This window comes from Sphingomonas sp. 22176, assembly GCF_052045505.1.
In the GTDB taxonomy this organism is placed as follows: Bacteria; Pseudomonadota; Alphaproteobacteria; order Sphingomonadales; family Sphingomonadaceae; genus Sphingomonas.
Window position 1 is genome coordinate 24829 of the sequence record NZ_JBQEPL010000012.1, and the last position, 24340, is coordinate 49168.

The 24340-nt window shown below is 60.1% G+C and carries 24 protein-coding genes and 1 pseudogene; 13 read left to right on the plus strand and 12 right to left on the minus strand.

Going from position 1 to position 24340, the window contains the following annotated elements; translation table 11 throughout:
* Positions 1-3: 3 nt before the first annotated feature.
* A complete protein-coding gene (locus tag ACTJKY_RS20980; RefSeq protein WP_440848025.1) occupies positions 4-642 on the plus strand; it encodes an SOS response-associated peptidase family protein in 639 nt (212 codons plus the stop codon).
* Positions 643-746: 104 nt separating this feature from the next.
* Here ACTJKY_RS20980 and ACTJKY_RS20985 read toward each other — a convergent pair whose 3' ends face one another.
* Entirely contained in the window at positions 747-1349 is a 603-nt protein-coding gene (locus ACTJKY_RS20985; RefSeq protein ID WP_440848026.1) for a hypothetical protein, read from the minus strand.
* Between the two features lie 106 nt (positions 1350-1455).
* Positions 1456-1794: a WGR domain-containing protein gene (locus tag ACTJKY_RS20990; protein WP_440848027.1), complete on the minus strand. Its 339-nt coding sequence runs from the start codon at positions 1792-1794 to the stop codon at positions 1456-1458.
* A gap of 160 nt (positions 1795-1954) precedes the next feature.
* Between ACTJKY_RS20990 and ACTJKY_RS20995 the strand changes: the two genes are divergently transcribed.
* On the plus strand, positions 1955-2620 hold the full coding sequence (locus tag ACTJKY_RS20995; protein ID WP_440848028.1) for an alpha/beta hydrolase: 666 nt from the start codon (positions 1955-1957) through the stop codon (positions 2618-2620).
* A 378-nt stretch (positions 2621-2998) separates the two neighbouring features.
* On the opposite strand, the gene ACTJKY_RS21000 is transcribed toward ACTJKY_RS20995, so the two are convergent.
* A complete protein-coding gene (locus tag ACTJKY_RS21000; protein WP_440848029.1) occupies positions 2999-3598 on the minus strand; it encodes a DUF4145 domain-containing protein in 600 nt (199 codons plus the stop codon).
* A gap of 637 nt (positions 3599-4235) precedes the next feature.
* On the opposite strand from ACTJKY_RS21000, the gene ACTJKY_RS21005 reads away from it, so the two are divergent.
* From ACTJKY_RS21005 to ACTJKY_RS21015, 3 genes are all read left to right on the plus strand, one after another.
* Entirely contained in the window at positions 4236-5159 is a 924-nt protein-coding gene (locus ACTJKY_RS21005; protein ID WP_440848030.1) for a DNA-processing protein DprA, read from the plus strand.
* Entirely contained in the window at positions 5110-5784 is a 675-nt protein-coding gene (locus ACTJKY_RS21010) for a hypothetical protein (protein ID WP_440848031.1), read from the plus strand. The genes ACTJKY_RS21005 and ACTJKY_RS21010 overlap by 50 nt, the downstream gene beginning before the upstream one ends.
* Before the next feature lie 201 nt (positions 5785-5985).
* Positions 5986-9924 (plus strand): PIN domain-containing protein, encoded by a 3939-nt coding sequence (locus ACTJKY_RS21015; RefSeq protein ID WP_440848032.1) that lies wholly within the window; start codon positions 5986-5988, stop codon positions 9922-9924.
* Positions 9925-10192: 268 nt separating this feature from the next.
* On the opposite strand, the gene ACTJKY_RS21020 is transcribed toward ACTJKY_RS21015, so the two are convergent.
* From ACTJKY_RS21020 to ACTJKY_RS21040, 5 genes are all read right to left on the minus strand, one after another.
* Positions 10193-10666, minus strand: a complete 474-nt coding sequence (locus tag ACTJKY_RS21020) for a hypothetical protein (protein ID WP_440848033.1) — start codon at positions 10664-10666, stop codon at positions 10193-10195.
* A 74-nt stretch (positions 10667-10740) separates the two neighbouring features.
* Positions 10741-10983, minus strand: coding sequence for an STAS-like domain-containing protein (locus ACTJKY_RS21025; protein ID WP_440848048.1), 243 nt, complete (start codon positions 10981-10983; stop codon positions 10741-10743).
* An 82-nt stretch (positions 10984-11065) separates the two neighbouring features.
* Positions 11066-12112 carry a hypothetical protein gene (locus tag ACTJKY_RS21030; protein WP_440848034.1) on the minus strand — a complete coding sequence of 349 codons (1047 nt, stop codon included), beginning with the start codon at positions 12110-12112 and terminating at the stop codon, positions 11066-11068.
* Positions 12113-12943: 831 nt separating this feature from the next.
* Positions 12944-13570, minus strand: coding sequence for an FxDxF family PEP-CTERM protein (locus tag ACTJKY_RS21035; protein ID WP_440848035.1), 627 nt, complete (start codon positions 13568-13570; stop codon positions 12944-12946).
* A gap of 839 nt (positions 13571-14409) precedes the next feature.
* Entirely contained in the window at positions 14410-15036 is a 627-nt protein-coding gene (locus ACTJKY_RS21040; RefSeq protein WP_440848036.1) for an FxDxF family PEP-CTERM protein, read from the minus strand.
* Positions 15037-15310: 274 nt separating this feature from the next.
* Here ACTJKY_RS21040 and ACTJKY_RS21045 point away from each other — a divergent pair, with 274 nt between their 5' ends.
* The 5 genes from ACTJKY_RS21045 (at position 15311) to ACTJKY_RS21065 (ending at position 20542) form a co-directional block, all read left to right on the plus strand.
* Complete coding sequence (locus ACTJKY_RS21045; protein ID WP_440848037.1) at positions 15311-16078, plus strand: N-acyl amino acid synthase FeeM domain-containing protein; 768 nt, start codon at positions 15311-15313, stop codon at positions 16076-16078.
* A gap of 591 nt (positions 16079-16669) precedes the next feature.
* Positions 16670-16840, plus strand: a complete 171-nt coding sequence (locus ACTJKY_RS21050; protein WP_440848038.1) for a hypothetical protein — start codon at positions 16670-16672, stop codon at positions 16838-16840.
* Between the two features lie 228 nt (positions 16841-17068).
* Positions 17069-18637: an ATP-binding protein gene (locus ACTJKY_RS21055; RefSeq protein WP_440848039.1), complete on the plus strand. Its 1569-nt coding sequence runs from the start codon at positions 17069-17071 to the stop codon at positions 18635-18637.
* A gap of 550 nt (positions 18638-19187) precedes the next feature.
* Complete coding sequence (locus ACTJKY_RS21060) at positions 19188-20183, plus strand: sigma factor-like helix-turn-helix DNA-binding protein (protein ID WP_440848040.1); 996 nt, start codon at positions 19188-19190, stop codon at positions 20181-20183.
* Between the two features lie 26 nt (positions 20184-20209).
* Positions 20210-20542: a hypothetical protein gene (locus ACTJKY_RS21065; RefSeq protein ID WP_440848041.1), complete on the plus strand. Its 333-nt coding sequence runs from the start codon at positions 20210-20212 to the stop codon at positions 20540-20542.
* Between the two features lie 400 nt (positions 20543-20942).
* Here ACTJKY_RS21065 and ACTJKY_RS21070 read toward each other — a convergent pair whose 3' ends face one another.
* Positions 20943-21329, minus strand: a complete 387-nt coding sequence (locus ACTJKY_RS21070; RefSeq protein WP_440848042.1) for a type II toxin-antitoxin system VapC family toxin — start codon at positions 21327-21329, stop codon at positions 20943-20945.
* Positions 21326-21571: an AbrB/MazE/SpoVT family DNA-binding domain-containing protein gene (locus ACTJKY_RS21075; protein WP_440848043.1), complete on the minus strand. Its 246-nt coding sequence runs from the start codon at positions 21569-21571 to the stop codon at positions 21326-21328. The genes ACTJKY_RS21070 and ACTJKY_RS21075 overlap by 4 nt, the downstream gene beginning before the upstream one ends.
* Before the next feature lie 445 nt (positions 21572-22016).
* On the opposite strand from ACTJKY_RS21075, the gene ACTJKY_RS21080 reads away from it, so the two are divergent.
* A complete protein-coding gene (locus ACTJKY_RS21080; RefSeq protein ID WP_440848044.1) occupies positions 22017-22601 on the plus strand; it encodes a recombinase family protein in 585 nt (194 codons plus the stop codon).
* Positions 22602-22630: 29 nt separating this feature from the next.
* Here the strand turns inward: ACTJKY_RS21080 and ACTJKY_RS21085 are convergent, their stop codons facing one another.
* Positions 22631-22966, minus strand: a complete 336-nt coding sequence (locus ACTJKY_RS21085) for a hypothetical protein (RefSeq protein ID WP_440848045.1) — start codon at positions 22964-22966, stop codon at positions 22631-22633.
* 184 nt (positions 22967-23150) lie between these two features.
* Here ACTJKY_RS21085 and ACTJKY_RS21090 point away from each other — a divergent pair, with 184 nt between their 5' ends.
* Both ACTJKY_RS21090 and ACTJKY_RS21095 read left to right on the plus strand, forming a co-directional pair.
* On the plus strand, positions 23151-23489 hold the full coding sequence (locus ACTJKY_RS21090) for a hypothetical protein (RefSeq protein ID WP_440848046.1): 339 nt from the start codon (positions 23151-23153) through the stop codon (positions 23487-23489).
* A gap of 192 nt (positions 23490-23681) precedes the next feature.
* Positions 23682-24014 (plus strand): hypothetical protein, encoded by a 333-nt coding sequence (locus tag ACTJKY_RS21095; RefSeq protein WP_440848047.1) that lies wholly within the window; start codon positions 23682-23684, stop codon positions 24012-24014.
* 67 nt (positions 24015-24081) lie between these two features.
* Here the strand turns inward: ACTJKY_RS21095 and ACTJKY_RS21100 are convergent.
* Positions 24082-24340, minus strand: a pseudogene (locus tag ACTJKY_RS21100) (transposase); the annotation flags it as partial.

The window sequence follows — 24340 nt, forward strand, 5'->3', positions numbered from 1 at the left end:
ACCATGTGCAATAGAGCGCGCTATAGCGGTGAACCCGAAACGCTGTTTGGATCTGCGGCCGAGCTGTTTGAAGAGCGGCCTCGAGACAACCGGTTCAACCCGGTGGAGCTGCGGCCCAAGTCGCGAAACTATGTAATTCGCCAGCAGGACGGGAAGCGGGCCTGGGACGTGATGACCTGGGACGTCCTCGGCGGCCAAGCTGCCTACCCGATGACGAACGTGAGGAACCTCCAGCTACCGCAGTGGCGCCGGCTCGCTGAGAAGCCTGAGAACCGGTGCATCATCCCGTTGACTGAGTTCGCTGAGTTCACCCCCGAGAAACACGATCTGGGCGACGGCAAGCCGCCGCTGAAGGGCGAGATGTGGTTCAGCGTCGTGGATCAGCCGACGTTCGCTGTGGCGGGTTTTTGGCAGCCAACGAACAACGGCGCCGGTTTCACGATGGTGACATGTGACGCCAATGAGCTGGTTGAGCCGATCCACCCAAAGGCAATGATCACAATCCTTGAACCTTCCGACGTGGACCGATGGCTCAGCGGATCGTACGAGGACATAGTGGACCTGCAGCGGCCCTATGATGCTAGCCGCATGACCGTTGCTGGTCCGGTTTTCCCGACGAGGCAGCAACCACCTTCGGCATAGACCTGGACGCCCTCCGTCGCTGGCCAAGTCCGGCTCACTCGGCGCGCGTTCTCGAGATCAACGTACAACGGCGGCCGCGCGCACTGCGGTACGAGTGCGTTTCCTCAGCCGATCGGGGTGATGCGAGCCTCGAAGAAGGCCCAGTTGCCATCCTTATCGTTGAAGTCCGGTCCATCCGCCCAGGCTGATTGCAGGGACGCGAAATCCTGCATCAGGAACATCGCCGTTTCGCGGTGCCCCTCGGAAATCGTGATCGTCTGATGCTCTTTCGCGTAGAGCTCGAACTTGGGATCTCCCGAAGGCCAATCGTAGGTAAAGACGTCAAGCTCCGCCAGCATCAGAGACGAGGGTGGGTTCTTGAGATAGATAGCTAGCTGAGGACGCTCGATCGAATATCCATTGCTCTCTTGCTTCTCGAAGATCAGATCGAACGCGGCAAACATGTAGTCGCCATCATCGAAATGCCCCATGCCGACGGAGCTCGGGCTGGTGTACTCGATCCACCCTTTGTCCGGGACGCTCGGGCGATCCGGCCTCAGCGTAAGCCACGGCGTTTTCAGGTCATAGGGAGTGGTCTTGCCTAGAAGCTTGGCGACGCGAGCACCTCGCGTGCGCATCAGCTCGGCGTTGCGGGCCTGATCGATCCGGACCCTCTTTGGATCAAATCGCTTCGTGGTGATCGTTCGTAGAATCCTTGGAGAAAGCATTGCCGAATATCCCTTGTGAGGACTCAAACTATCGCTGAATGCACGAACATTGCCAAATCAATGTTCGGCTTCTGAAGTTCTTCAGCTATCTTGTTTGGCAGGCATCTTATTCCGCTCGCTTCGCCACACCATTGCTGATCTGATGGCCACATTTCGATCTCTCTGGCCGCCGCACCAATTGATACTCGACGCCGATGCGTCGAGGCGCGCTGGCGCGTCTTGAAAGCGTTCGCTCAACAAATTGCCGCGCGGCGCTTTCTGATTGGAACGACACGCGCAGGCGCGAACCAGCGGCCCCAATGCGGCCCCATGCGAGCTCTACGAGCACGCACCCGAAAAGATCTCTGCTGACGGTGATCTCGTAGGATCGCGCCATGTTCTTGACCGCACAACGAGCTTCGAGCTCGCATCGCCAATCGATCAGCTTGGTTGGCAGGTCCAGCATGCCCGGATCCTGCTTTGTTCTTCAGGACGAAGCCAACCGAGACTTTGAATCAGTGCATCGTCAGTGATTCAGCTGTTCGATCAGTGGCTAAGGCCAACGCCCAGGCCGGGGAGGAGAGGCCCGGGTGGCGACTCATGCATTGACGGCCTAGATTCCGGCTATGACAGCTCATCCTATTCCGTTCCTCGATGGCCCCCGGCTTGCTCCTATCGCGGGCGGTAAACCAACTGGCTTAGTCGTACTCCTCCACGGATACGGGTCCAATGGCGACGACTTGATCTCCCTCGCCAGGATGATCCAACCCTCCCTGCCAGGGATAGCCTTCATTGCTCCCAACGCGCCATCGCTGATGCCGCGGATGGCAAATGCTCACCAGTGGTGGCCGATCGAGACATTCTCGGCGGCGGAGCGGGCGATGGGTGTTGCAAATGCGGCACCTGATCTGGACCGATTTCTCTCAGACGAGCTGAAAGCCCATGGTCTCGCAGACGACCGACTGCTGATTGTCGGCTTCAGCCAAGGCGCCATGATGGCGCTCCATGTGGGGCTGCGGCGCCAACAGCCGATCGCCGGGATCATCGGCATCTCGGGCATGCTCGTTAATCCGGACAGCCTCGAGGCGGAGATTACGAATCGACCTCCGGTGCTGCTGATCCATGGCACCGCAGACGACGTGGTGCCGTTCCGATCGCTGGAGTTGGCGTCGCGGGCACTGGACGCTGCAGGCGTTCCCATCACGAAGCACGTCTCGCGAGGTCTAGGTCACTCGGTTGATCAGGAGGGACTTGCGGCGGCCGCAGCGTTCGTCGCTCGCGCGCTGTCTTGATTGGGAGTGGCTCGGCTGCTGTTGGGCCGCAAGCTGCCAGACCGCTTTTTGGGGGGGAAGCACGAAAGCAGACATCGGCTTGTCGCGGCTGGCTCGTGCTATAGGGTATCATATCGCCTGGCGCTTCCGGGCCGTAGCTTGCCAAAGCAGATTCCGGGTGAAAAGTGCACGAGCGGACATGACCTTGCAGCGCCCGCCCGTAGTATCGGGTATCGCTCGTTTCTCTGTCTCTGAGTTGACTCACGCAGTCCAGGAAACTGGCCTGGTTCAGTCATCTGGCTCTGCTCTAGACGGCCCGAAACCACCAGCACCACATCAGGTCCTCTATAGGCAAATCGGCGCGCAAATCCTTGCGATCTCAGGTGTAAACGCCGCGAACTAACCGATAAGATCTTCAAATTCTCGCAGGTCATCTTTATCTAGAAGCTTTTTCGCGTTCTTCATTCTTTCGTCATTTCGCGCTTGCATGTTGTACAGCTTTTCCAGAAGCCCGTCGACAATGCTCATGCCGGCAACGATTTCGGCAGCGGTCATACCTTTGGCATCATGGGCGCCCGCATTGCCCCGTTCCCGAATGCGATGAAGAATCTTTTTTTGGTCCTCGTCGACATGACCCTGTGCATGGAGGTCGTCGGTCCGCTTGGCTAGGGATCGTCCAGCACACTGCTTGTCCTTCACTATAAATTCTACGGCCAAGCGCAGCCCAATAGTCGCGAGGATCATCTGAGACCCGGCCAGCGCCTGAAGTGTTTCGTCGAGGATATCACTCAGTTTCCGGGGAACGTAGTCTGTGTTGAACGTGAAGTGTTCTGAGGCAGGAGGCGGGTACTGCCTGATGCGCACTATTGGTATTGGATGTCCGTCTTCATCCCAGTCGGCATCCTCAGAGTCCCAAAAGGCACTGCGATAGCAGACTGTGTCGCAGGCCCCGCAGCGGAAGATTGAGTACGTTGATCCTCCGTCGACCTGCTGGTCCAAGGTAGACCATCGCCCTGTGCAGCGGGCTTCAAGCGTGTGGATCGTCTCACGTTCGCAGTCAGTGCAGTGGAGGAGTTCTCGTTCTTGCACATCAGCTAGACGGGTGAATGTGTCGAGCATCGTCTTCAGCCTGTTCGCGCCCTTGCCAGGGCACAGAGTATCACGCGGCGAGCGTATCATGTCTCTAAAATCGATGGCTAGGGCATCACGAGGTAACGTGTCGGTTTTTCAGGCACAATACTCGCCTTACTCTTATAGCCTGCGCAGACGGCCACATCTGGGACACACCTGCCGTTCACTAAGTTACCGATAAACGTCGGGCTGTGCCGAGACCAGACGCTCGAACCCGATGGCTATGCGAGATCTGGGCACGTTGCCTGCGCCCGATCGAGATGCAGCTCTGCAAGGCCGCAGTGCGCCTAGGCCTCAGGGGAGGTGGACTGTTGTGTTAGGCCTTCTTCCGGATGCGGGGGTAAACGACATGGCCGCTTGAATCCAATTGGTGGCGCGCGGACGGAGCGGCGCTGCTTGAAACCGTTCGCTCAATGTTCTACCTCCTAATGCCGAGGCGAGGCGATTTTCCCGTTGCGTCCAGCCTTGGCTAGGTTCTTATCGTGTGACGGGGAGTTAGAAGCGGATGCATCAATCGACTCTGTGGAGCGTCGGCGACCGGAGCAACCTAATCTCGGGGCCAATCGACGCCGCACTCGAGATCGGCGCCTATGAAGCGCTGTGGTGCGAGCGTAATGCCAGTTTCAAGTCCATTGCCGAGCGGTTTCGCGGCGCGCCCGGCTCGCGTCCGTCGCATCTGGTCCCGGAGACCCAGGCTCGGGAAGTCGGGAGCCGCGTGCTCGCCAAGCTGCGTGAACGTACGCGACAGCGTTTCGACATCCGCATTCACGGCGAATGGGAATATCCCGAGCGTCTCCGCGACGCCGCCGATCCGGTGGAGTTGCTCTACATCCAGGGCGATTGGGACTTGGTGACCCTGCCGGCGGTGGCGGTGGTGGGCACTCGCAAGCCGTCGCCGCTCGGGATCGAGCGCACACAGACGCTGGCCTATCGGTTGGTCAAGGACGGCTTCACGGTGGTCTCAGGGCTCGCCGAAGGCGTGGACACCGCCGCTCATAGCTCGGCGATCGCGGCCGGCGGCCGCACCATCGGGGTGATCGGCACACCGCTCGGCAAGGTCTATCCGAAGGCGAATGCGGCGCTGCAGGAGCAGATCGCCCGCGACCATCTGCTGATCAGCCAGGTTCCGGTGCTGCGTTATGACGCGCAGGATTTCCGCTCGAACCGGTTCTTCTTCCCCGAGCGCAACAAACTGATGTCGGCACTGACCCAGGCGACGATCATCGTCGAGGCCGGCGAGACGTCGGGGACACTGGTGCAGGCGCGCGAAGCGCTGCGCCAGGGCCGCAAACTCTTCATCATGAACAGCTGCTTCGAACGGAAGGATCTCACCTGGCCGGCCCGTTTCGAGGAACAGGGCGCGATCAGGATCCACAGCTATGCCGACGTTAGATGCGAGCTGGTCTCCGCAGATACGGAAGATCGGTGATCTCGAGCGTCAGGATCATTGGTACCTGACGGCCGAGCATGAATGCTACTTCTTCGGCGAGTATACCGCTCGCGGCGGATACAGCCACAGCTCGACCAACCAGATCATCATCAACATCAAAAAGAAGCCGAGCCTGCGGCATACGCAGCAGTGGCAGTACAAGGTGCGCGACATGTCGCGGGTGGCGGCGGCGATCCGGGGCGCGATCAATCCGCAATCCTATGGGATCGTGACGTTGGTGCCCATCCCCCCGTCCAAGCTGCGAACCGATCCGGAGTATGATCCGCGCATGGTGGAGATCGCGCGATTGGTTTCACCGAGCGCCAATGTGCGCGAGCTGATCGAACCGATTGCCGCACGGCAGCCACAGCACGAGAGAGAGCAGCGGCTCGATCCGGACCAGCTGCGCGCGACGCTGACCATCGTGGAAGCGCAGTGCGCGCCCGCGCCGCAGAACATCATTCTGATCGACGACGTGATCACCACGGGCTGCAGCTTCGTCGCGTGCCGCCAGCTGCTGCAGGACCGGTTTCCGGGGGTACCGGTCTGGGGAATTTTCGCCGCTCGGCGCGCCGTCGACCGTTTCGCCGACTTCGAAGCGTTCGGCAGCCTCGACGACCTCTGAGGCGATCGCGACGGCTTATGCCGCGCGTCGGCCCCAGCCCTTCACCTCGATCACCGCGCCCTCGCACCATCGCGAGCCAAGACAGGTTGAGATCGGCTTCGCCGCGCTTTCGACCACAGGCGGGCGAAACACTTGTGCATGGGACAGCGGAAGCATTGCTTTCGGAATTGTAGTTCCCGACATGTTCCCTAACATCACACTATGGCGTCCAAGATCAAGAGCGATGGTGAAACGGGCGGATTCGCCACCAACGGCGGAGTGCCGCTGGGTGCGAGGCTGGCGAGCGAGATTGTGAAGCCCAGGGACTGGGGTGCCCTGCAGCGGAATTGCGTCGTTCTTTTCAGGGAGGAGCTGCGCGACCCCAATACGAAGGAGTATGGTCGCAACGGGCAGAAGCAGGGCGGCATTGACATACTGGGTTATCGGAACGGAGATCCCGCGCATGCGGTCGGAATCCAGTGCCGCAACATAGGCAAAAGTCTCAAGCAGTCCGTTATCATGGAGGACTGCCAGAGCGCGCTGACGCTGGAGTTTGGTCTCAGGGAGATCATCTTCGCTACCACCGCGCCGGACGACACGAAGTCGGACCAGGCCGCCAAGGCGGTTGAGCGCGAGCTACGGGCCGAAGGACGCGACCTCACCGTGCATGTCTATGGCTGGGGGCAGCTCCAGACGCTGATCGCGATGCACGAGCCGGCGTACAACGCTTTCATGCCTGGGGTGGTGGCGTCGGCGCGGCCCGTAGAGCTGGATCCGAGCTCCCATACGGAGGCCGAAGGGCTGATGGCCATCATAGCCGACACAATCGCCCAGCAAATGAGGGGTTATAAGCTCGCGCCGCAGGCAGACGCGCTGCCTGCGGGACCAAATGGCATCGGCGACGAGAGTCCAGCACTGCACGCCAAGATAGACGTCCTCCGGGACCTGGTGCGCGAGGGCGGTGCCAAATCCCTGGAACAGCGCCTAATCGCGCTGCGCGACAGTCCAGAGGCCGCCAACGCGCCGTGGGCACTCTACCGCATCGAGACCAACATTGCCGCGTCGCAGATGGACCAGGGCCGGGAACTTGATGCCGCCGAGACCTACGAGCGCGCGCATGCGATGCGGCCTGACGATCCGGGCGCACTAGCTAACCTCTCCATAGCAAAGACGATCAAGGGAGATCCCGACGAGGGCATGAGGATCGCCCTGGAGGTGCTGGCCCGACCCGACAGGACGACGTTTGCGCTGAGCGCACTGCTTCAAGCGGCATCCCGTTCTGACTGGCAAGGCAATCCGGACAGCTTGGTGCCAGAGGACATGCGCGGCACCCCCACGGCTGAGCTGGCGGTCGCAGACTTCCTAAGAAAGCGCTGGCTTCCCGGATGGGAGGCTCGGACGCTTGCGCTGCCCGATGGCGAGAGCGACTTCGACGACATCGGCCGGCAGAAGGCGCTCGCCGTTTTGTCGATCGCAGTGGACAGTCGCGTTCACGTGGTGGGCGGCAAGGATGCGGTGACGGATGCGCAGATCGACGCGGCGGCCACCGAGATGCACTCCCACGCGGTTCACTTCCTGCGCAACGGGTACCAGCATCATCACGACCTCATGGCTCACGTGAGCAACGGAGCTCTTCTCCTCAGGCTTGCTGGCCGCAACGAGGAAGCCGAGGGCCTCCTGAGAGAGGGCTTGAGGGCCGTGCCCGGCGAGGACCAGCTGATGCGCCTGCTCGCAATGTCGTTGATCGACCGGGGGTATCTCGACGAAGCTCTCGAGGTCCTGGAGTCGGGCACCGAGCCGGAGACGGTGCTCATGAAGGCGCAGTTCTCCAGGACCGGAGCCGCGGCAGATCGTCTGGCGATCCTGCAGCGCATGTCCGAGCCTGCCGACGACCGGGTCGCAGGGATGCGGCGCAGGCTCACTGTGGAACTCGCCCTTATGGCGAAGGACCTGGAGGCAGCGGACCAGGCGATTGAAGACATGCTTCGTCACCCCGGCGACGTGGTGGCGGCCAAGCTGCTGCAGGTTCAGAGGGATCGGCAGACAGGCATCCTGGACGAGGAGGCGAAGGATAGGTTGCTGCGGATCGCGTCGGAACTGGGATACGACGTCAATCCGATTGACCGGTTCCTCGTGGCCGAGGCCTTGCTTGAGGCAGGGATGCCCGGCGACGCGGCCGATCTGGTCGCGGATCACATCGACCTGTCGAGCCCGAGGCCGGCGACGTTCTTGTTTCTCACGGCGCTCGCAGACGCGCGACGCGACGGCGAGTATCGCGACGCCCTTGCCGCCGCCTCCGACACTGTGCGTGGACACCCGGACGTGCTATGGCTTGACGCCCGTCATGCTTGGAACGCGGGTGATGTCGAGCGTACGCTCGTAAATGCGGAGCTCCTGCTCCAGTTAAAACCGGATCTCCCGAAAGCCGTCCTCCTCCGGATCGAAGCGCTGCTACGCCTAGACCGGTCGCGGCAGGTGCTCGAGGCTATCGACGAGCCAATAGAGGATCTGCCGTGGAAAGGATCGAGTGACCCTTTCCGCGTAGCTAACCTGCTCAGCCACTTCGGCCATCACGATCGCGCAGCCCGCTACGCGTACAGGCTCTTCCTTGCTCACCGGGACAAGCCGAGGGCCTGGATGACCCTCTCCTCGATGACGGTACGAGAGGGGCAGGAGCCGGGCGCGCGTCCCGACACCTGGTCGCCCGAGCTCGTGACACTCGAGGTCGCCGTTGACGTCGAGTATGATGACGGCGGCACCGCCTTCTTCATCGTAGAGCCGGATCCCCGTTTGCGATCAATGGACTCCGACTCTTGGGAGCCGGAGCACCCGATGGTCCGCGCCGTAATGGGACTTGCCGTCGGCGACGCTTGCACGGCGCCTGACGGTCGCCGCGGCACCATCGCGAAGCTGCGCCACAAAATTGTCGCGCGCTTCCACTACGTGTTGGAGAACTACGAAAAGCGCTTTCCAGAAGTCTTCGGCTTCAAGTCGATGACCATCGATCCAACGAGCCCTAACGGCCTGGACGACCTGATTGCATCGCTCAAGGAGCGCCACGACTGGGTCCTCGCCGAACAAGAGAGCCATTTCGCTAGTGGGATGCCGATTGATGTGCTGGCAGCTCGACTCGGGCTCGACACCATCGATGTGGCTGCCGGCATAGTCGAGCAGGGGCTGAGGCTCTCCGTCGCCGCCGGGAACGAGGAGGAGCGCCGATCTTCGCGCAATTCGATCGTTGCCAACTCGACCCAGGGATGCGTGCTCGATTTGCTCGCGTTCTGGTCGGCATGGCGCCTGAAGGTACTGGACCGGCTGGCGAGATTGTGTGGCCCGATATCAGTGCCGCAGAGTGTAGTCGACCGACTGCAGGCCCGACGAGAGCGGCTGGCGATGTCGATCACCTCGGGACACGGGTCGATCGCGTATCAGGACGGCAAGATCCTGCACACAGAGATCCCGTCGGAGCGGGTCGCCGAATTGCGGGATGACGTCTCCGCAGCGCTCGCCTGGATTGAGGTCAACGATGCCGCGAGGCCCGTGGTTCTGGACGAGGCGCTGCCACCTGTCGTTCGCGACCACGTCCGGTCGGGCCGCAGCGACATGCTGGACGCCATTGCCGTTTCGTTGAGATCGGGACACCTGCTAATATGCGACGACCTAGCTCTTCGAGCGATGCACAAGGGTTTCGGCGGCGCCAGGTCCGCGTGGCTCCATTCAGCCCTCACCCATGCCGCGGACATCGGCGCGCTTTCGGACGAGGAGTTTACCCAGCTCACAGCGGACATGATCGCGAGTGGCCAATCCTACCTCGGCGTCTCCGGCGGCATGATCGCGCTCGGGATGGAGATGGATGCTCTCCAGCACGGCAGGCTCGGCGGTCGGGCAACTGCGCTGGTTAGCCGCCTTGGGGGCAAGGAGGCCGAGGTGCGATCGCACGTCCAGGCCGCCTGCGAGGCGATCGCCCACTTATGGTCGACGCAGAGTGTCAGGACCGTGCGGGAACCCGCTACCGGCCTGATACTCGAAAAGCTAATCCGTGAGCGTGACGAATGGCGCGACATTCTCGGAGTGGTCATCAAGTACACGGCACGCTTTCCAGGTGCCCAGCAATACGTCAGGGACTGGGCCAGGGGGCATTTCCTACCGGGATTCGCGTAATCGCTGACGCGCTAGATTAACCACTCAATAGCCGCCGCCCTACGATCGCCTGAACGAATGGCAGGTGTCAGGGACGCGGCGAACATGGCCGAACGATTGAGTATGGACGCGCTGCTGCATGGTGCCCCTGCCCGCCTCCCCGCGACCGCTCCCGACCAAGATGCGTCGTTCGGCGCATCGAGCCTTGAACGGCAGCTTCCGCCACAACGAGCTCTTCATTCAGTATGAACACTCATCTCAACCTAACAAACGCAGAGCAAGAGCAGGCTTAACGCTCCGGGATTCCCAGTGTGCGATCGAGACGAACCAGAACCCCATTCGATACTCGCTGAACAAAATCGCTCGATGCGAGCATCTTCAACTCAGCATCACGCATTCGAGCCAAGCCAGCTCGAAGTCCTGCCCCCGCCAAGGTCAAGCGGCGAATGTGTTCGAGATCAATTTCTCCCTCAGCAACTTGAAAGTTCCCGCCGGTTAGCTCCGCCAAAACATCTTGATACTTTTGACTGACGAGCGCTCTGATAGGATTATCAAGCTCCGGATGCGGACCCAGGATGACAGGCATTGCCGAGCGCAGTTCTCGATCTGCAAGAACTACCTTTGATTCTTGAATGGCCGTCCGAGCTCCTGGCTGAGTGGCGAAGTAGTCTACCGCCGCCTCAATGGCCCGCCGGATATCTTCACGAGTAACCTCAAATAATTTCGTTATGTGGTCCCGGCGTGCACGACGAGCCTCAAGCACGCGATTTATCCAAAGAGAAACCGCTAAGCTAACAAGTGCAGGTGCAAAAAGGTAACCGAGGAACCCTCTCACCGTTAATGCAAGCTCGCAGCTGCCTCCGCGAATCGCCAAGCAAGCGATGGATATGCTTCCAACTCGGGATCCGTTAGGTGAAACTCTACGGCTTTACGTAAGTCACTGGGAGACCATCCCGCGCGAACGAGCCCGCCAAAGACCTCTTCGAGAAACGAGGATGGCAACCCTTCAACGCCGTCGATGTCGAGGACGACATGGGAGCCGTTTGCAAGCCGAGGCCGCAAAATGTCTTCGCGAAACATCTCACCTGTGTACGGGCCATCCCCCCGTTTCCGACCTGCCGGGAACGGCGAGAAATCCCGTGCGATCGAGATCCTTGCTACGTCAGCCACCGAGGCAAATCTCCCATTCAACCAGAGTACCAAAAAACGGAGCTCGCCGAGAGGTTCCGCTTACCGATACGCCGGGCCGATACGTCATCGAGCCTTTTCCGCTCGTGATTCGCAGAAAACCGTTACCAAGCTTATCTACCCACGCGGCCATTTCCGCCAGCCCCTTGCCACGTCCCTTCTCGCCAGTCGATGTCCTTCCCACCTCTAAAGCGGCCGCCAGAAGCTGATCATCCCGCCTTTCCGGGTGCAGTCTGTCGGCGAGGCCTACAAGTTTGATGATGTTGGACCAATGTTCAGATCTAGGCAGAGTCGCAGGTATCCCAACCCCCTGATCGTAAATCTGAAGCGACACTGTGTTGGTGGCGCTGTTCCAGGTACCAGCGGACCACCAGCTCCCCGTCGCCTTTGAGGGCCAAATCGCAACATCCCGGGGATAGGCGTGCCGCGTATTTGCAATCGCTTCCGATATTGCTTCGTAGACAGTCAGTCGCGGGCCAATTTTTTTCCCGCAAAGCGCCTCAAGCTGGTCCCGAACGGCCGACCCGATTTGGCCTTTTACCGATCGGCCGCGCACGAATCGAACGGCATGTAGGGTTGCATGGTCGCCAGCCTTGCCTTCGTGCTGCGGCTTGATCCCAAGAAGGTCAAAGAGCCCTGCCTGATGAAAATATGCCCGGACTTCGGGATCCCACTCATCGTCCAAAGAGCGGGGCTTTAAGCCAGTGCCAAGTCTTCTCCGATCAAGTTCCGCCGCCAAAACGAGCCCAGCTCCTGGCGCGATCGTCTTAAGTATCGCGAAATCTGTGAAGAGCCTCAGCCGTACGCCCGTCTCCGGATGCTTGATACCCCGAACAGATGCACGACCCCGAATCGCCATCAGGAACGCCATCGTCTCCTCATAGTTTTCATCGAAATCTAAAGCGGCGGGCGGCTTAAGCACGCAGCACCCCGGGCGTTCGTCGAAGATTAGGACTGGAGGTGGAAGAAGTTTTTGCGCGGCCTCAAAGCGTGTCAGCGCATCGCGTCGCAGCTGGCTCATCCGGTCGGGGCGTCTCGCGTGTCTGCGATAAGCCTCTTTGCGAGCACGCCTAAGAAGCCAGTTCTTATATGTTCGGCTTAACTTTCGCATCTGGATCTAAAATCCCCCTGCAGCGCGATGCGACACCGCGCCCGGTGAGGTCAACCCCGCCAGAACGCGCTGCTGCAGAGACCTTGGTTCCGTAAGGAGGTAGCCGCAGAACGAGAGAATTTCCTCAACCGTTCGTCGTATGGCTGGTTTTCCCAAGCTGCCTTTCGGCTTAGATTCCCGCCTCTGCCGCTCCGCCGTGCCGCTCAGGTAACAGTCGAATGTCTCCTCTAAACAAGATATGACATTCCGCCCGTCGCGCCCGAACGGCAGGAATGTCCCACTCCCGGACATGGGCGAGGTGGATGTGCGAGCCGTTCGCCGGGGTCCGCTTTGGGTCGATCAGTCGCCTTGCTGGCCGTCTGAGAGTAGGTGCGCAGCTGAGTGCTCCCTCCCCTACCAGCGCGTCGGGACCTATTGCGAACCAGGCTCGCGCCATGTCCGCTTCTGGGAAGCCGTCGAGCACCTTCTAACGGCTGGAAGTGGGCGCGCAGCTGCCTCGGGCGCCGCTACTGCCGTGCTCGGCAACGCCTCGCCTCGGCGCGGTCCAGATCTACAGATTCGGCGTAAGGGGGGCGCTTTTGGCGCAGCATCTGGGTTTCGGCGCAACGGGCAAGACAGGGGCTCAGGTTTGTCCACCTGAGCCCCTTTGACCCGTTACAATTCGATGGGAGCGTTCAGCTCCTGCGCTTCGCTGCCGTTCGCTTGCGCGCTTGCGGAAACTCCAAGCGCGTCATTCTGGCCCTAGCCCGCTTGAGCCAGCCGGCGGGCGTCGCTGGAACGGCGGCGGCGAAGGCTCAACCCCGCAGCCCCAAAGCCCGCGATCATGAGACCCCAGGTAGCGGGTTCAGGGACTGCCGAAGGATCGAAAGTGGCGTTGCCGCCGTAAGAGCCAAGGCCTCGTGACACGCCGGTTATGGTGATGGTGTTGAGCACGCCGGCCTTCACCATCGCGTTAGTGAGTGCAAAAGACTCACTAGCCCCACAGCTACCGACCCCACGGGTCGTGCATACATTGTTATCAAGGTCGAAAAGCGTCCGCTCTGCGGTTATGCCGTTGAAGAGAACAGAGGTGATGTCGAGATCCGTCGACATCAGGAACGCAGTCTGCGTTACGCTGGTCGTCACCGACCCGCTTCCAGTGCCGTCCTGGCCGAGGGTGAATTGGAAGAGATCGGTGAAGTCGCCCGCTGCAATGCCGGTGTGGCCAAAGGTCGCGGCAACGGGGCCGGAGAACGGATTGCCGGCGACAACGAATGTTGTTCCCGTAGGCTGGACACCAGGAGTGATGATCGTGGTTGCCGCATTGGCTGCGGTCGTGCCGAGGATGCTTGCGGAGATCATGGCGACGGCCGCTAGATAGCACTTCATACAAACTCTCCCTGCTTACATTAACAGTTCGTTAACGAACCTGATGTCGCCGGAACGTTTGGCTTCCTCCCCGGTTGCGCTACCTTGGATTACATTTTAGCGCGCCCTGTCCCGAAATGGAGCACATGGAACATAGCGTTCAAGTCGCGCCCAAAGGTCCGAGCTGCTGCACCTTTCCTCACCTCATTGGCCCAAGGCTTGGAAGAACCCTGTCTCACCGCCGTCGATCACTCGCAGCAAACTATCCACTTCAACTCGCTGGCAGGCCGAAAAAGCGTCGTACTTTGGCGGTGGCTTCTGCGAAAATTAGTTGGCTTGGGAACACCGTGAGGTTGACGAGCAGCTGCGGGCGTCATCCGCCGGCGTAATGGTCGAGGGCGGGGATCGGCTCCCAGCCTTCTTGCCGTTCTCTCTACGATCTCCTGCGTGCGACTTCAGAACGCCCAGGCTTGGCGTTCCTTCGACTCACCGCTGATCTGCTTGACCTTCGCTACTGACCAAGTCAGGTTCCGCTAGAACCGACGGTTAACCATGTTTTTCTGAGGACGCCATTATCAGACGATCCTGCACCAGTTGCAGAGGTTAGCTGTAGCTAACCTCTCCACTACTCTCAGAACGGGAACACCCCCTCAAAGAGGTGGAGCAGCGAACGAGTGGGCTCTATTTTTGGAACAAACTTGACTGCCGCCTATATCCTAGGTGGACTGGCAAGCGAAGGGCCCAGGGGTGTCTACCTGGGCCCTTCTGCGTTTGGCGCTTTGCGAGAAGCGCTTCTGATCCAATACTCTTTGGTGCTGTTGCTCCAGAAGATGCAACAGCACCAAAAGCACAGATTAACTTCAGGCCGCCTGGATCGAACGGCGAGCGCTGCTCGAACGACGGCGGCGCAGGCTGAAGCCAGCGGCACCGATGCCGCCGATCATGAGACCCCACGAGGCGGGCTCGGGGACGGCCGACGGATCAAAGGTTGCGTTGCTGCCATAGGAGCCGAGACCGCGCGAAACGCCGGTGATGGTGATGGAGTTCAGCACCCCGGCCTTAACCATTGCATCCGTGAGAGCGAAGGACTCGCTGGCTCCGCAGCTTCCGACGCCGCGGGTAGAGCAGACGTTTCCGCCGAGGTCGAACAGCGTGCTGGCCGCAGTGATGCCGTTGAAGACGACCGAGGTGATGTCGAGGTCAGTGAACTTCAGGAAGCCCGTCTTGGTGACGCTGGTCGTGACCGACCCGCTTCCGGTGCCGTCCTGGCCCAGCGTGAACTGGAAAATGTCAGTGAAAGCGCCCTTGACGATGCCGGTGTGACCGAACGTTGCGGCGACCGGACCGGAGAACGGATCGCCCGAAACGAGAAAAGTCGTGCCCTTCGGCTGCGAGCTCGGGGTGATGATCGTGGTTGCAGCCTGGGCTGCGGTCGTGCCAAGAAGGCCCGCCGAAATGGCGGCAACGGCCGCGAGATAGCGCTTCATACAGTAGACTCCCTGAAAAGGTTACCAAGCCGTTAACGATGTTCGGCCGGAGGGCCGAACGCCTAACTAAGTACTTGGTTCCATTCAGCAAAAATGCGATCAACTGATGCGCTTTGCGCTGGTGCGCGTCGCACTCCCGCTATCGTTCCACTGCCCCAAAATTTTTGCCGTGTTTTCAGCACGGTATGGCCGGAATGCGGTTGGCCCTTAGCGCAAACGTTACGCAGTCACGGTACTGGTTGCTCGGGTCGAGAGCAAAATGATGGGGCTTTTCATGACATTGGACGCAGTGAATGCGGCTGCCGGACGTGCGTCATCCGCAGCCGGATCTTTGGCGACAGAATGGTTGCACAAGACACCGCGTGAGGCGCTTGCAGATTTCGGAATTCAGGTCGCAACAACTCACCAGCATCGATCTCGCGCAGCGGATCTGCTGAACAGAATGTATGGTTGGCGGGGGTATGGCCGCGATCACCAGATTCCTGAGGGAGAGGGATGCACCACCTTTGTAGCCGCCGCAACGGAAGGTCTGGTTGGTACTCTTACGCTGACGGTCGACAGCGCCGCAGGCCTTGCCGCTGACCGCACCTTTGGAGATATCCTAGACACGTTTCGTGCCGCTCCGGGCTCGAGCATTTGCGAGCTAACCAAATTCGCTTTCGACGCGTCTACTCCGGCTCGGCCTCGATTGGCCTACCTGTTCCATGCCGTGTTGATCTACGGATCAGCAAAGCACCATTGCACAGATCTCTTTATCGAAGTGAACCCGCGACACCGAGCCTTCTACGAAGCCATGCTAGGCTTTCGCCCTGTGGGAGACGCCCGCACAAATGAAAGCGTAAATGCGCCTTCCCATCTGCTCTGGCTCAGCGTCGATGCGATAAGGGCGAACATCAGAAGCCACAGGGAAGGGGACAGAAGCAATTCACGATCGCTGTATCCTTATTTCCTGCGGGAAGGCGAAGAAGCGGCGTTGGCCATGGCTCTCGATGAGGTTGAGGGTACTCGCGCCATCGATCGCTATCCCTCTGGACAGGCATAAACCGCACCTGGCTTGTGCCAGCTCGCGTTGTGGGTGGCTTCATCGCATCACTGAAGACCTAGCCGATCGAGTAGCTGGCAGTTTAGAAGAGCCCTTTTCGACAGCGCAAAAGAGCCCGCCAGCTGCGAAGCTCGGCGGGCTCTTCTACCAGTCGACGGACGGGGGGTGCGACAGCCCGCCAACTGCGTGACCTAGTACACTGTTCAGGGAACATGAAAACGAGCGTGGTCGAAAAAGGTTGCGAGATCAGAGCGAGTTAGCTTGCGCCGTTCAATACTAAGGTGCGCAAACGAGCCACACGGTACTGGCCCTTATGTACCTAGGAGTCCCAAACTAGTTGCCGTTTTCCCTTTCCCCCCACCCGGACCGCTCGAGAACCCGGGACCGGCCTCCAGCGGAGCTGCCAGAGGTCGCCCCGTTTGCGTCCGCTTCCGGGAGTGTCGATCGGTCCGCTGAATGGCGGCAATTGGGCGCGCAGCCGCCGGGGGCCTGCGGTCCGAGAGATCAGCCTTGTTATCCTTCTTTGTTATGGAACTCTATGCAAATTGCAGGACATTGAGTTCGCGATAGGGGATCAAAATGAGCGTTAGCATGACGGACGGGGACATCAGCTCTGAACGAGCGGAACTGCACTTCCTCGCCGCGCTGGTTGAGGAGCTAATGCGCAAGATGCACGTCGCAGGGGTGCTCAGCCAAGCGGAGCTGAATGAAATCGAGCAGGCCGTTGCGCAGCGAATTGGAGGGACGCCCCGAGCCTGGTGAGACCGCCAATGACGCCTATGAGGGCTTGGGCGCCTGCTGGCTCTCACACCAAGCCGGCCGCAGCCGCCGACCTCGCTGAGATGCCGTCCATCGGAAAGCGAACGCGACGCTCAAATTCTGCGCAAAGCGCTATCTTCGCGGAAACAGACGCAAAAATTAACTTGATCTTAAGCGAGGTCTGCGGAAAGTTGTTGCCCGCGAAGCGTAACAGGTCGAGCTTGCACATTGATGACTAACGCATCTTCTGCATTATGGGAGATCATCGGGCAGTCCGACCAGTCCCCGATCTGCGCCTTTGATCATGGGTTTAAACTTATCGCCTTCAATCGGGCTCACAGCGATGAGTTCTATCGCATCTACAAATATCATGTCCAAATTGGAGATGTTTTTCCGGATTTGTTCCTTCCAGAGCAGCGCCCAATCATCCGCGGCTTCATGTCGCGAGCGCTTTCGGGGGAGGTGTTCAACGTCACCGAGGAGTTCGGCGACCCTGATCTCTCCAAACCCTATTGGGACATCTACTATGCCCCCTTGAGAGACGTCGATGGGACGATCATCGGTGCGTTTCACCACGCGAAGGACATTAGCGCCAGGCTTCGAGCCGAGGCCGCACTTCGCACCGCCGAGGATGCGCTTCGACAGTCACAGAAAATGGAGGCGGTCGGCCAGCTAACGGGCGGCGTCGCGCACGACTTCAACAATCTGCTGACGATCGTGAAGTCGGCGATCGAGATGCTGAAGTTGCCCATCCAGAAGGAGGGGCGCCGGGAGCGATACATCGGCGCAATCGATGAAGCGGTCGGTCGGGCCGCGAAGCTCACTCAGCAGCTTCTCGCATTTGCTCGGAGGCAAACGCTAACGCCGGAACCCTTTGATGTGAGGGCGAACCTTGATTCGATAGAGGAAATGCTCAAAACACTTGTCGGCACCAGAGTCGCAATATCGCGAGTCTTGCCTGACGAACCAGTCTGCGTTCGCGCGGACAAAAACCAGTTCGATACTGCTTTGGTCAACCTTGTCGTTAATGCCCGTGATGCGATGGCTGGCGAGGGTCGCGTCCAAATTAACATAGAAGCGGTTGACTCGATGCCCGCTCTTCGGGAACGCCCCACCATTGCGGGGCCCTTCGTTGCGGTAACTATCGTGGACACAGGAACTGGTATCCCGCCATCCAACCGCGAGCGCATCTTCGAGCCCTTCTACACCACAAAGCCTACGGGTTCGGGAACCGGCCTTGGACTTTCACAGGTCTTTGGATTCGCACGTCAATCTGGGGGCGATATCCAGGTAGAAAGCGAAGTCGGCGCCGGCAGCCGCTTCACCTTGTATTTGCCTCAGATCGAGGCGCCCGCCTCAAACGAGGCCGTTGCTTCCGTCGAAGATGAGATTGCCACCGACATGACCCCTTGCGTCCTGGTAGTGGAGGACAATGCAGAGGTGGCGGCGAGCACCGTCGATGCTCTAGACCAGCTCGGCTTCAGCACCGTTTTGGCGACGAACGGTCTCGAAGGTCTGCGGGAGGTTAACAACGCTCCTGAGCGCTTCGATGTAGTTTTTTCCGATGTCGTAATGCCGGGCATGACGGGCATCGAGATGGGCAAGGAGATCCGCCGCCTGCATGGTGGGCTCCCGATCGTGCTGGCCAGTGGCTACAGTCACGTTCTGGCCGCCGGTGGAACCGACGGTTTCGAGTTGATCCACAAGCCCTATTCCATCGATCAGGTCTCGCGAGTTCTACGGCGTGCCGCCGCGCACCGAGAGCGGTCCGGTTTCTCTCCAGGCCACACCAGCGTTTGATCACCGCGAAGGTGGACGGGACGACTGCTCACTCGGTTAGATCCTACGCATCTCAGCAGCGAATTATCGTGTATTCGAGCTACGTCGCGCCCAGTGCCATCGGCTCCGCCCGAAAAATTTCAAGTAGCTAAACCGAACCCCGACGCTAGCCTCTATATGGTAAAGGAAGCGCTAACAGCGAGCCTGTCGATGATGAATTTCGTAGCCGCCGTTCTCACGGGAGAACGCCCTTCTCGAGAGCTTAGCCAGGGGCGTTCCGTAGACGAACTGCTTCATTTCGAGGTCTGCCCCATGTGCGGACAAGCAGTCGACCGCCGCGACAACCTCTCCGTGATGCACCATCTACCTTTGGGTCACGCGCCGATGCCTCGCCACTGAGTTGGATCACGGGTAGTGCTGAACGCTCTGTCTGCGTGGGATCTGCGACGCCACCCCTAAGCCGATACGCGTTTCCACCTAAACTGGCGTTTACCACTTCGTTAACTGGTTAACGGCATTTTTCCCTGGCGCCCGGACATTCCCATGTCCGGGCGCGAACCAGGGGAAGATCATGACGTCCAAGACCACCCTCGCGCTTGAAGCGGCAGTTGCACTTATCCTCGAGAACCGTCCCAAGGACGGTGCGACGTCGACCAACCGGCAGCGTGTGAATGTGGACCGCGCTCATGCGCAGATCATGAAGCTCATCGCACCCCGCGTTCGCCACTTCGTGCGGCAGTACGGGCTCATCAATTATTTCGAAGATGCTGAACAGTGCTGCGCCATCGCCGTGCACCGTGCGGTCGAAGCGTATGAGCCAGAGAAGGCGCAGTTCACGACGTTTGTGAACTGGCAGATCCGAGGCGAGCTTCAGAGCCTACGGTTCCGCCTGATGACCGATCAGCGGCCGTCCGCGAAGAGGGTTGAAGCTACAACCATATCCATCGACGCAATCGTGGATGCCAGCGGCGAAAAGGGCTCTTTCCTCGACACCATCGAGGATGAATTTGCCCTTGAGACGACAGAATCCGCTGCTTCGGACTATTTGGCAGACGGTGCAAAGTCATCTCTGATCGAGGCCTATGTCGATCACCTGCGCAAAGTTGGAATGGAGGCACTCGCACGCCGCCCGTTGCCCAAGCGTGAGGAGGCGGCCCGCCGCAAGGAGCTGCCGCGCCTGCGCGTGAACGGCATTCCTGCAGCCGACGTCGAGAAGCTGGAAGCGACGATCGCGCGCGAGCGCGAGATCGTCGAAGGCCGACTTTTCAGCGGCGCGAGTCTTGAGCAACTCGCAGCCGACACGGGTGTGACCGCAGAACGCGTCCGGCAGATTACTAAGCGCGCCGCCAAGGCGATCGCTGGCATTGCCGCCGCCGATCCCCGCTTCATCGTGATGGCCGAGGGTGGCCGACCTGCGTCCAAGCGATCCCAGGCTCGCGCAAGCAAGGTTTCCATCCTTCCTGATGCGGCGCTTCCGCACAACCGCCTCTCGCACGTTGCGGCTGTGAACCGGACCGGACTGGGCTACCAAACCGCCATCGGGGCTTCCGCTGCGCTTATGCAGTGATTGCTCTCCGGCGCTAACTGCTCCGCGTGTCCACGGCTTTGCCTCTGTTTACCGGTTTTCAGGATGATAACCCTATTTGGGTCCGGGATAGGCTTGAGGTCGAGTGCATGGTCGGGGTGAAGACGCGTGTGGCTAGTTGCGAAATCGAGCACGAGCGTGCAGAGAGCGCCACTCTTCGCCGGCTGAGCGCTGCGCTTCCAGAAAGCGCCGTTCGGGCGGCAGCCAGAATCATCTTCCAGGACACGTCCGACAAGGACCTAGAATTTTTTCAGGAGCACGCGTCTTCGCTCTGCATGGGCCCGATCGGCGAATTGATCGCCATCGAGACCCAGCGTCGCGCGACGTTGGGCAGGTGGTAGTCGATGGCTCGCAGGCTTAGGATGATCCGTCCAAGCTAGAGGAGCTGTTCCGCCTCCGAACGTCCGCCGGCAGGCGGCTCCTCGAGCTTTCTGAATAGCCGAGATTTCGCCCCCTCCCCTGCTCCCTACTCTTGCATCTACCGGCCCCGGGAAGCATTGCGAACCAGGCTCAGGCCATGTCCGCTTCTAGGAAACCGTCGAGCACCTCTTAACGGCCGGAAGTGGGCGCGCAGCGGCCAAGCGGTTTCGCGCCGGCTAAGAGGCAGGTTTTGGCGATAGCTGCCGTCAGACAGGTGACGCGGCAACGGCAGGAATTGTCCCACGTTCGGTTCGCTGCCTCTCGAGGCCCTCGGCCCCATGCCAGGTTTGAGGGCTCTCCCCTGCCCTACCGTTCGCTGCGTCAGCGGATGGCTACGACCTTGACTTCGACAGCGTCCGCGACCTTTTTCCAGTTCTGGTCGCTTGTCCAAGCTGGCAGGCCATCCCGCCTCGCCAGTGCAAGACAAAACCGATCACCCAAGCTCAAGCCCGCTTCCGCTGTCGACCCACGCAGCCTGCCAGCGATTTGTGCGAGCGCCTTGTCCGCGGGAACGATGGTTATCGGGAGCGGATCTAGCATGGCATCAATCTCTCGCTCCGGCATGCCGGCATGAATGAAGTGACTGATAACTTCAGCGTAGTTCACGCTGCTAACTCGGGCCTCGGCAATGGCGCCTGCGACCTTGGCAGCGCCACGCTCCCCTCGAAGCATGGCAATGATGGCGCTTGCGTCGAGTACGATGCTCACTCCCCGCTCTCCTCCCGGCGTCGCGCTAGGAATGCTTCCACCGACGCATCGGGATTGTCGCCGGTGTACTGCTTGGCCAAGGCCTGGGCTCGAGCCACAGCTTGATTGGCTGTCCGCAACACAACGCCGTCTTCGGTTTCATCCAGATACACCGCTCCGCCGCCTGTTAGCCCCAAGCGCTTGCGAACGTCAGCTGGCAGGCTCATGCGCCCGGTTGCGGTTATGTTGATCTGCACCGTCATAGGGCACCTCGGACTCAGATTGCCACATTTACCTCCAATATACCCTTTACTGTCCGACGGGGCAAGAAATGTATTCCTGGCCGCACGACTGCGCACATGCCAAAGTCTGCTAAGTGCGCGCAAGGGCTTCCCCCCCTCCCCGCTTCGGCGGGTTGGGCCCTCAAGCGTCCTGTCGTCAGCCGATGCGTTTTGGATATGCCTTCCGAGCACTGGCGCGCGCCGCCGATTCAAGCGTCGCACAATCACTCAAGACAGACAGAGCCTTTGAGGACTAGGTATAACAATCCACCCGGATCCTGGTGGCAAGGGGTGTCGAAAAACACATGATTTCCGACACCCCGCACGACAACGCTGCTTACGTAATCGCCTTGTCGCTGAAAGTGATCGACAAACCCTGTCGCTTTGGCGCAGTGTACGAAAAGGTGATTTTGAGGGTTTGTCGTACATGCTTGTTGGATATATGCGTGTGTCGTCCGCCGATGACCGTCAATCGGTGGATCTGCAGCGTGACGCGCTGATCGCAGCGGGTGTCGACCCGCGGCACATTCATACCGACAAGGCTTCCGGCGCGCGGGACGATCGACCAGGCCTTAAAGCCTGCCTCGCCTATCTGGCTGAAGGTGACACACTGGTGGTGTGGAAGCTTGACCGTCTCGGGCGCTCTTTGTCCCACCTCCTCTCGATCATAGCGGACCTGAAAGAGCGCGGCGTCGCGTTCCGCTCGCTTACCGAGCAGATGGACACGACCACCCCCCACGGCGAGCTGCTGTTCTCCCTGTTCGGTGCCTTGGCACAGTACGAGCGAGCTTTAACGCGCGAGCGAGTGGTGGCCGGCCTTGCCGCAGCGAAGCGCCGAGGCCGCAAGGGCGGGAGGCCGCCGACGATCGATGCCGAGAAGATGGAAGCGGTGATCCAAGCACTGGCATCCGGCACCAGCAAAGCGGCGGTGTGCCGGAATTTCGGCATCGCTCGATCTACCCTCGTGGGCACGCTTGCTCGTACCGGGTGGACGGGTCCTTCAGACGCGTAGCCGCGTCCGCTCACGCCCCAATAGCTGACCTACGTTGTGCGGATGAATGGGCGGGTAAGCGCCTCAATCTGATCGAGGGGGGCGCGGTCCTCACTGTTCAAAGACAGATAGCCAAGCGAGTATTCATAGTAGATACCGATGGTGGTGCTGCCAAAGGAGAGCTGGCCCTCGACGAAATCTTCCCCCTCCACAAAGTCGGGAAGCGCGATGTTCACCGGCTCCGACTGCCCGAGGATTGAGGCAATCTGTGCGAGCGCTACTCGGAAAGGTATCTGATAATCGAAAGCCTCGCCGAGCCAGAAGGTCAGATCCCATCCACGCGAAGGTTCAGCTGTCACGGTGGGGGTGGTGTGAACCGTCAACATGGAGCCAGACTGCGCGCCGGGAACCGGCCGCGTCAATGTCCCCTTTCCACCCATTTTCAGCCGCTCAGCGCCGCGCCTGGCCCAGGAGCTGCCGTTCCGCTTTGGATAGAAAAGCGGCCTGTCCGCTTCCGCCCCATTAGCAGACGCTCTTCGCATTCTTATCGGGCGCAGATATGCTCCCACCATGTCGGTCAACGATGATGATTTTCTTGGACGAGGGTGGGTACCGCTTACCCTTTTAGCAGTTGCCAGCAGCATGGCTGGATTGGTGTTGGTTGGCTGGGTCGGGGCAGCCTTCTTGACGGCTGGGGCCTTGGTCGCGTTATCCATCACGGCTCGCCTTACGTGGGACAAGCGCCGCCATCGCCTCTACATGCCCGTGATGGCTGGGCTGATCGCCGTGCATCTGGTGGCGATCATCACATTCGGCCCGCACACCCAAAGAGGCCCGGGAGCGCTGTTTATGCTCGGAGCGGTGGCAGATGCGACAATCATAACAGCCGTGCTTCGCCTCGCGCTTTAGGCTCGCGCTTTAGGAACGTCCGCTTCCCACCCACTCTCGGTCATTCGGCCTAGCGGTCGAGCCAAAAGCCGTCATTCGCCGCTGGTCGCAGGCCAACGGCCGCTTCTAGCGCGAACCTCGTCGGCTGCGTCCGAGATTGGTGGATAGCCGCCATGGAATCCGGCAAAGTGCCCTCACACAGGAGTTATACGTATGATGTGGCTCAAGCCTTGGGTGGCAAGAGACGACTTCGGCTGGTCCGAAGAAGAAATTTCCGACTTTTGCACTGCCTGGGAGCAGCAGCTTGTCCGCGAAGTCGGCCCGCAGCATATTTTAAGAGGGCTAGTTCCTACTCTAATTGCACGACGCTTCGATTGCGATGATGCTCTCTTTCGTTTGCCTGACGGCAGGATCGCGGAAGTGCACTTAACTTGGCGCGAAAGCGAAGAGCCCGACCCAAGATGGCCATCAACGGGCATTTTCAGCTCACTTGAGAAGTGGACTACTGAGAGGATGGCCAAACAACACCAAGCGCTGATTGGTTAAACGGCAATCCCGTTAGACGTCCTCTCATGGGGCGGGAGCTGCCTGTCCGCTTTTCATCGCCTTCCGGTCATAGATCCACCGAAGCGGATAGCGACGAAGGGGCCAGCTGCTGGCTCAAGACCTCCTGCGGGGTTTGATATCCGAGGCACTTGCGAGGCGTGTTGTTCAGCCGATCGACCATGCCTTGAAGCTTCCGATATCGCGGCGATGTCGGTGTCGAAGGGCAGGAACCGCCGGATGCGACCGTTGGTGTTCTCGACGCTGCCCTTCTGCCAGGGTGCTGACGGCTTGCAGAAATAGGACACGATGTTCAGCGCGCTCTCGAG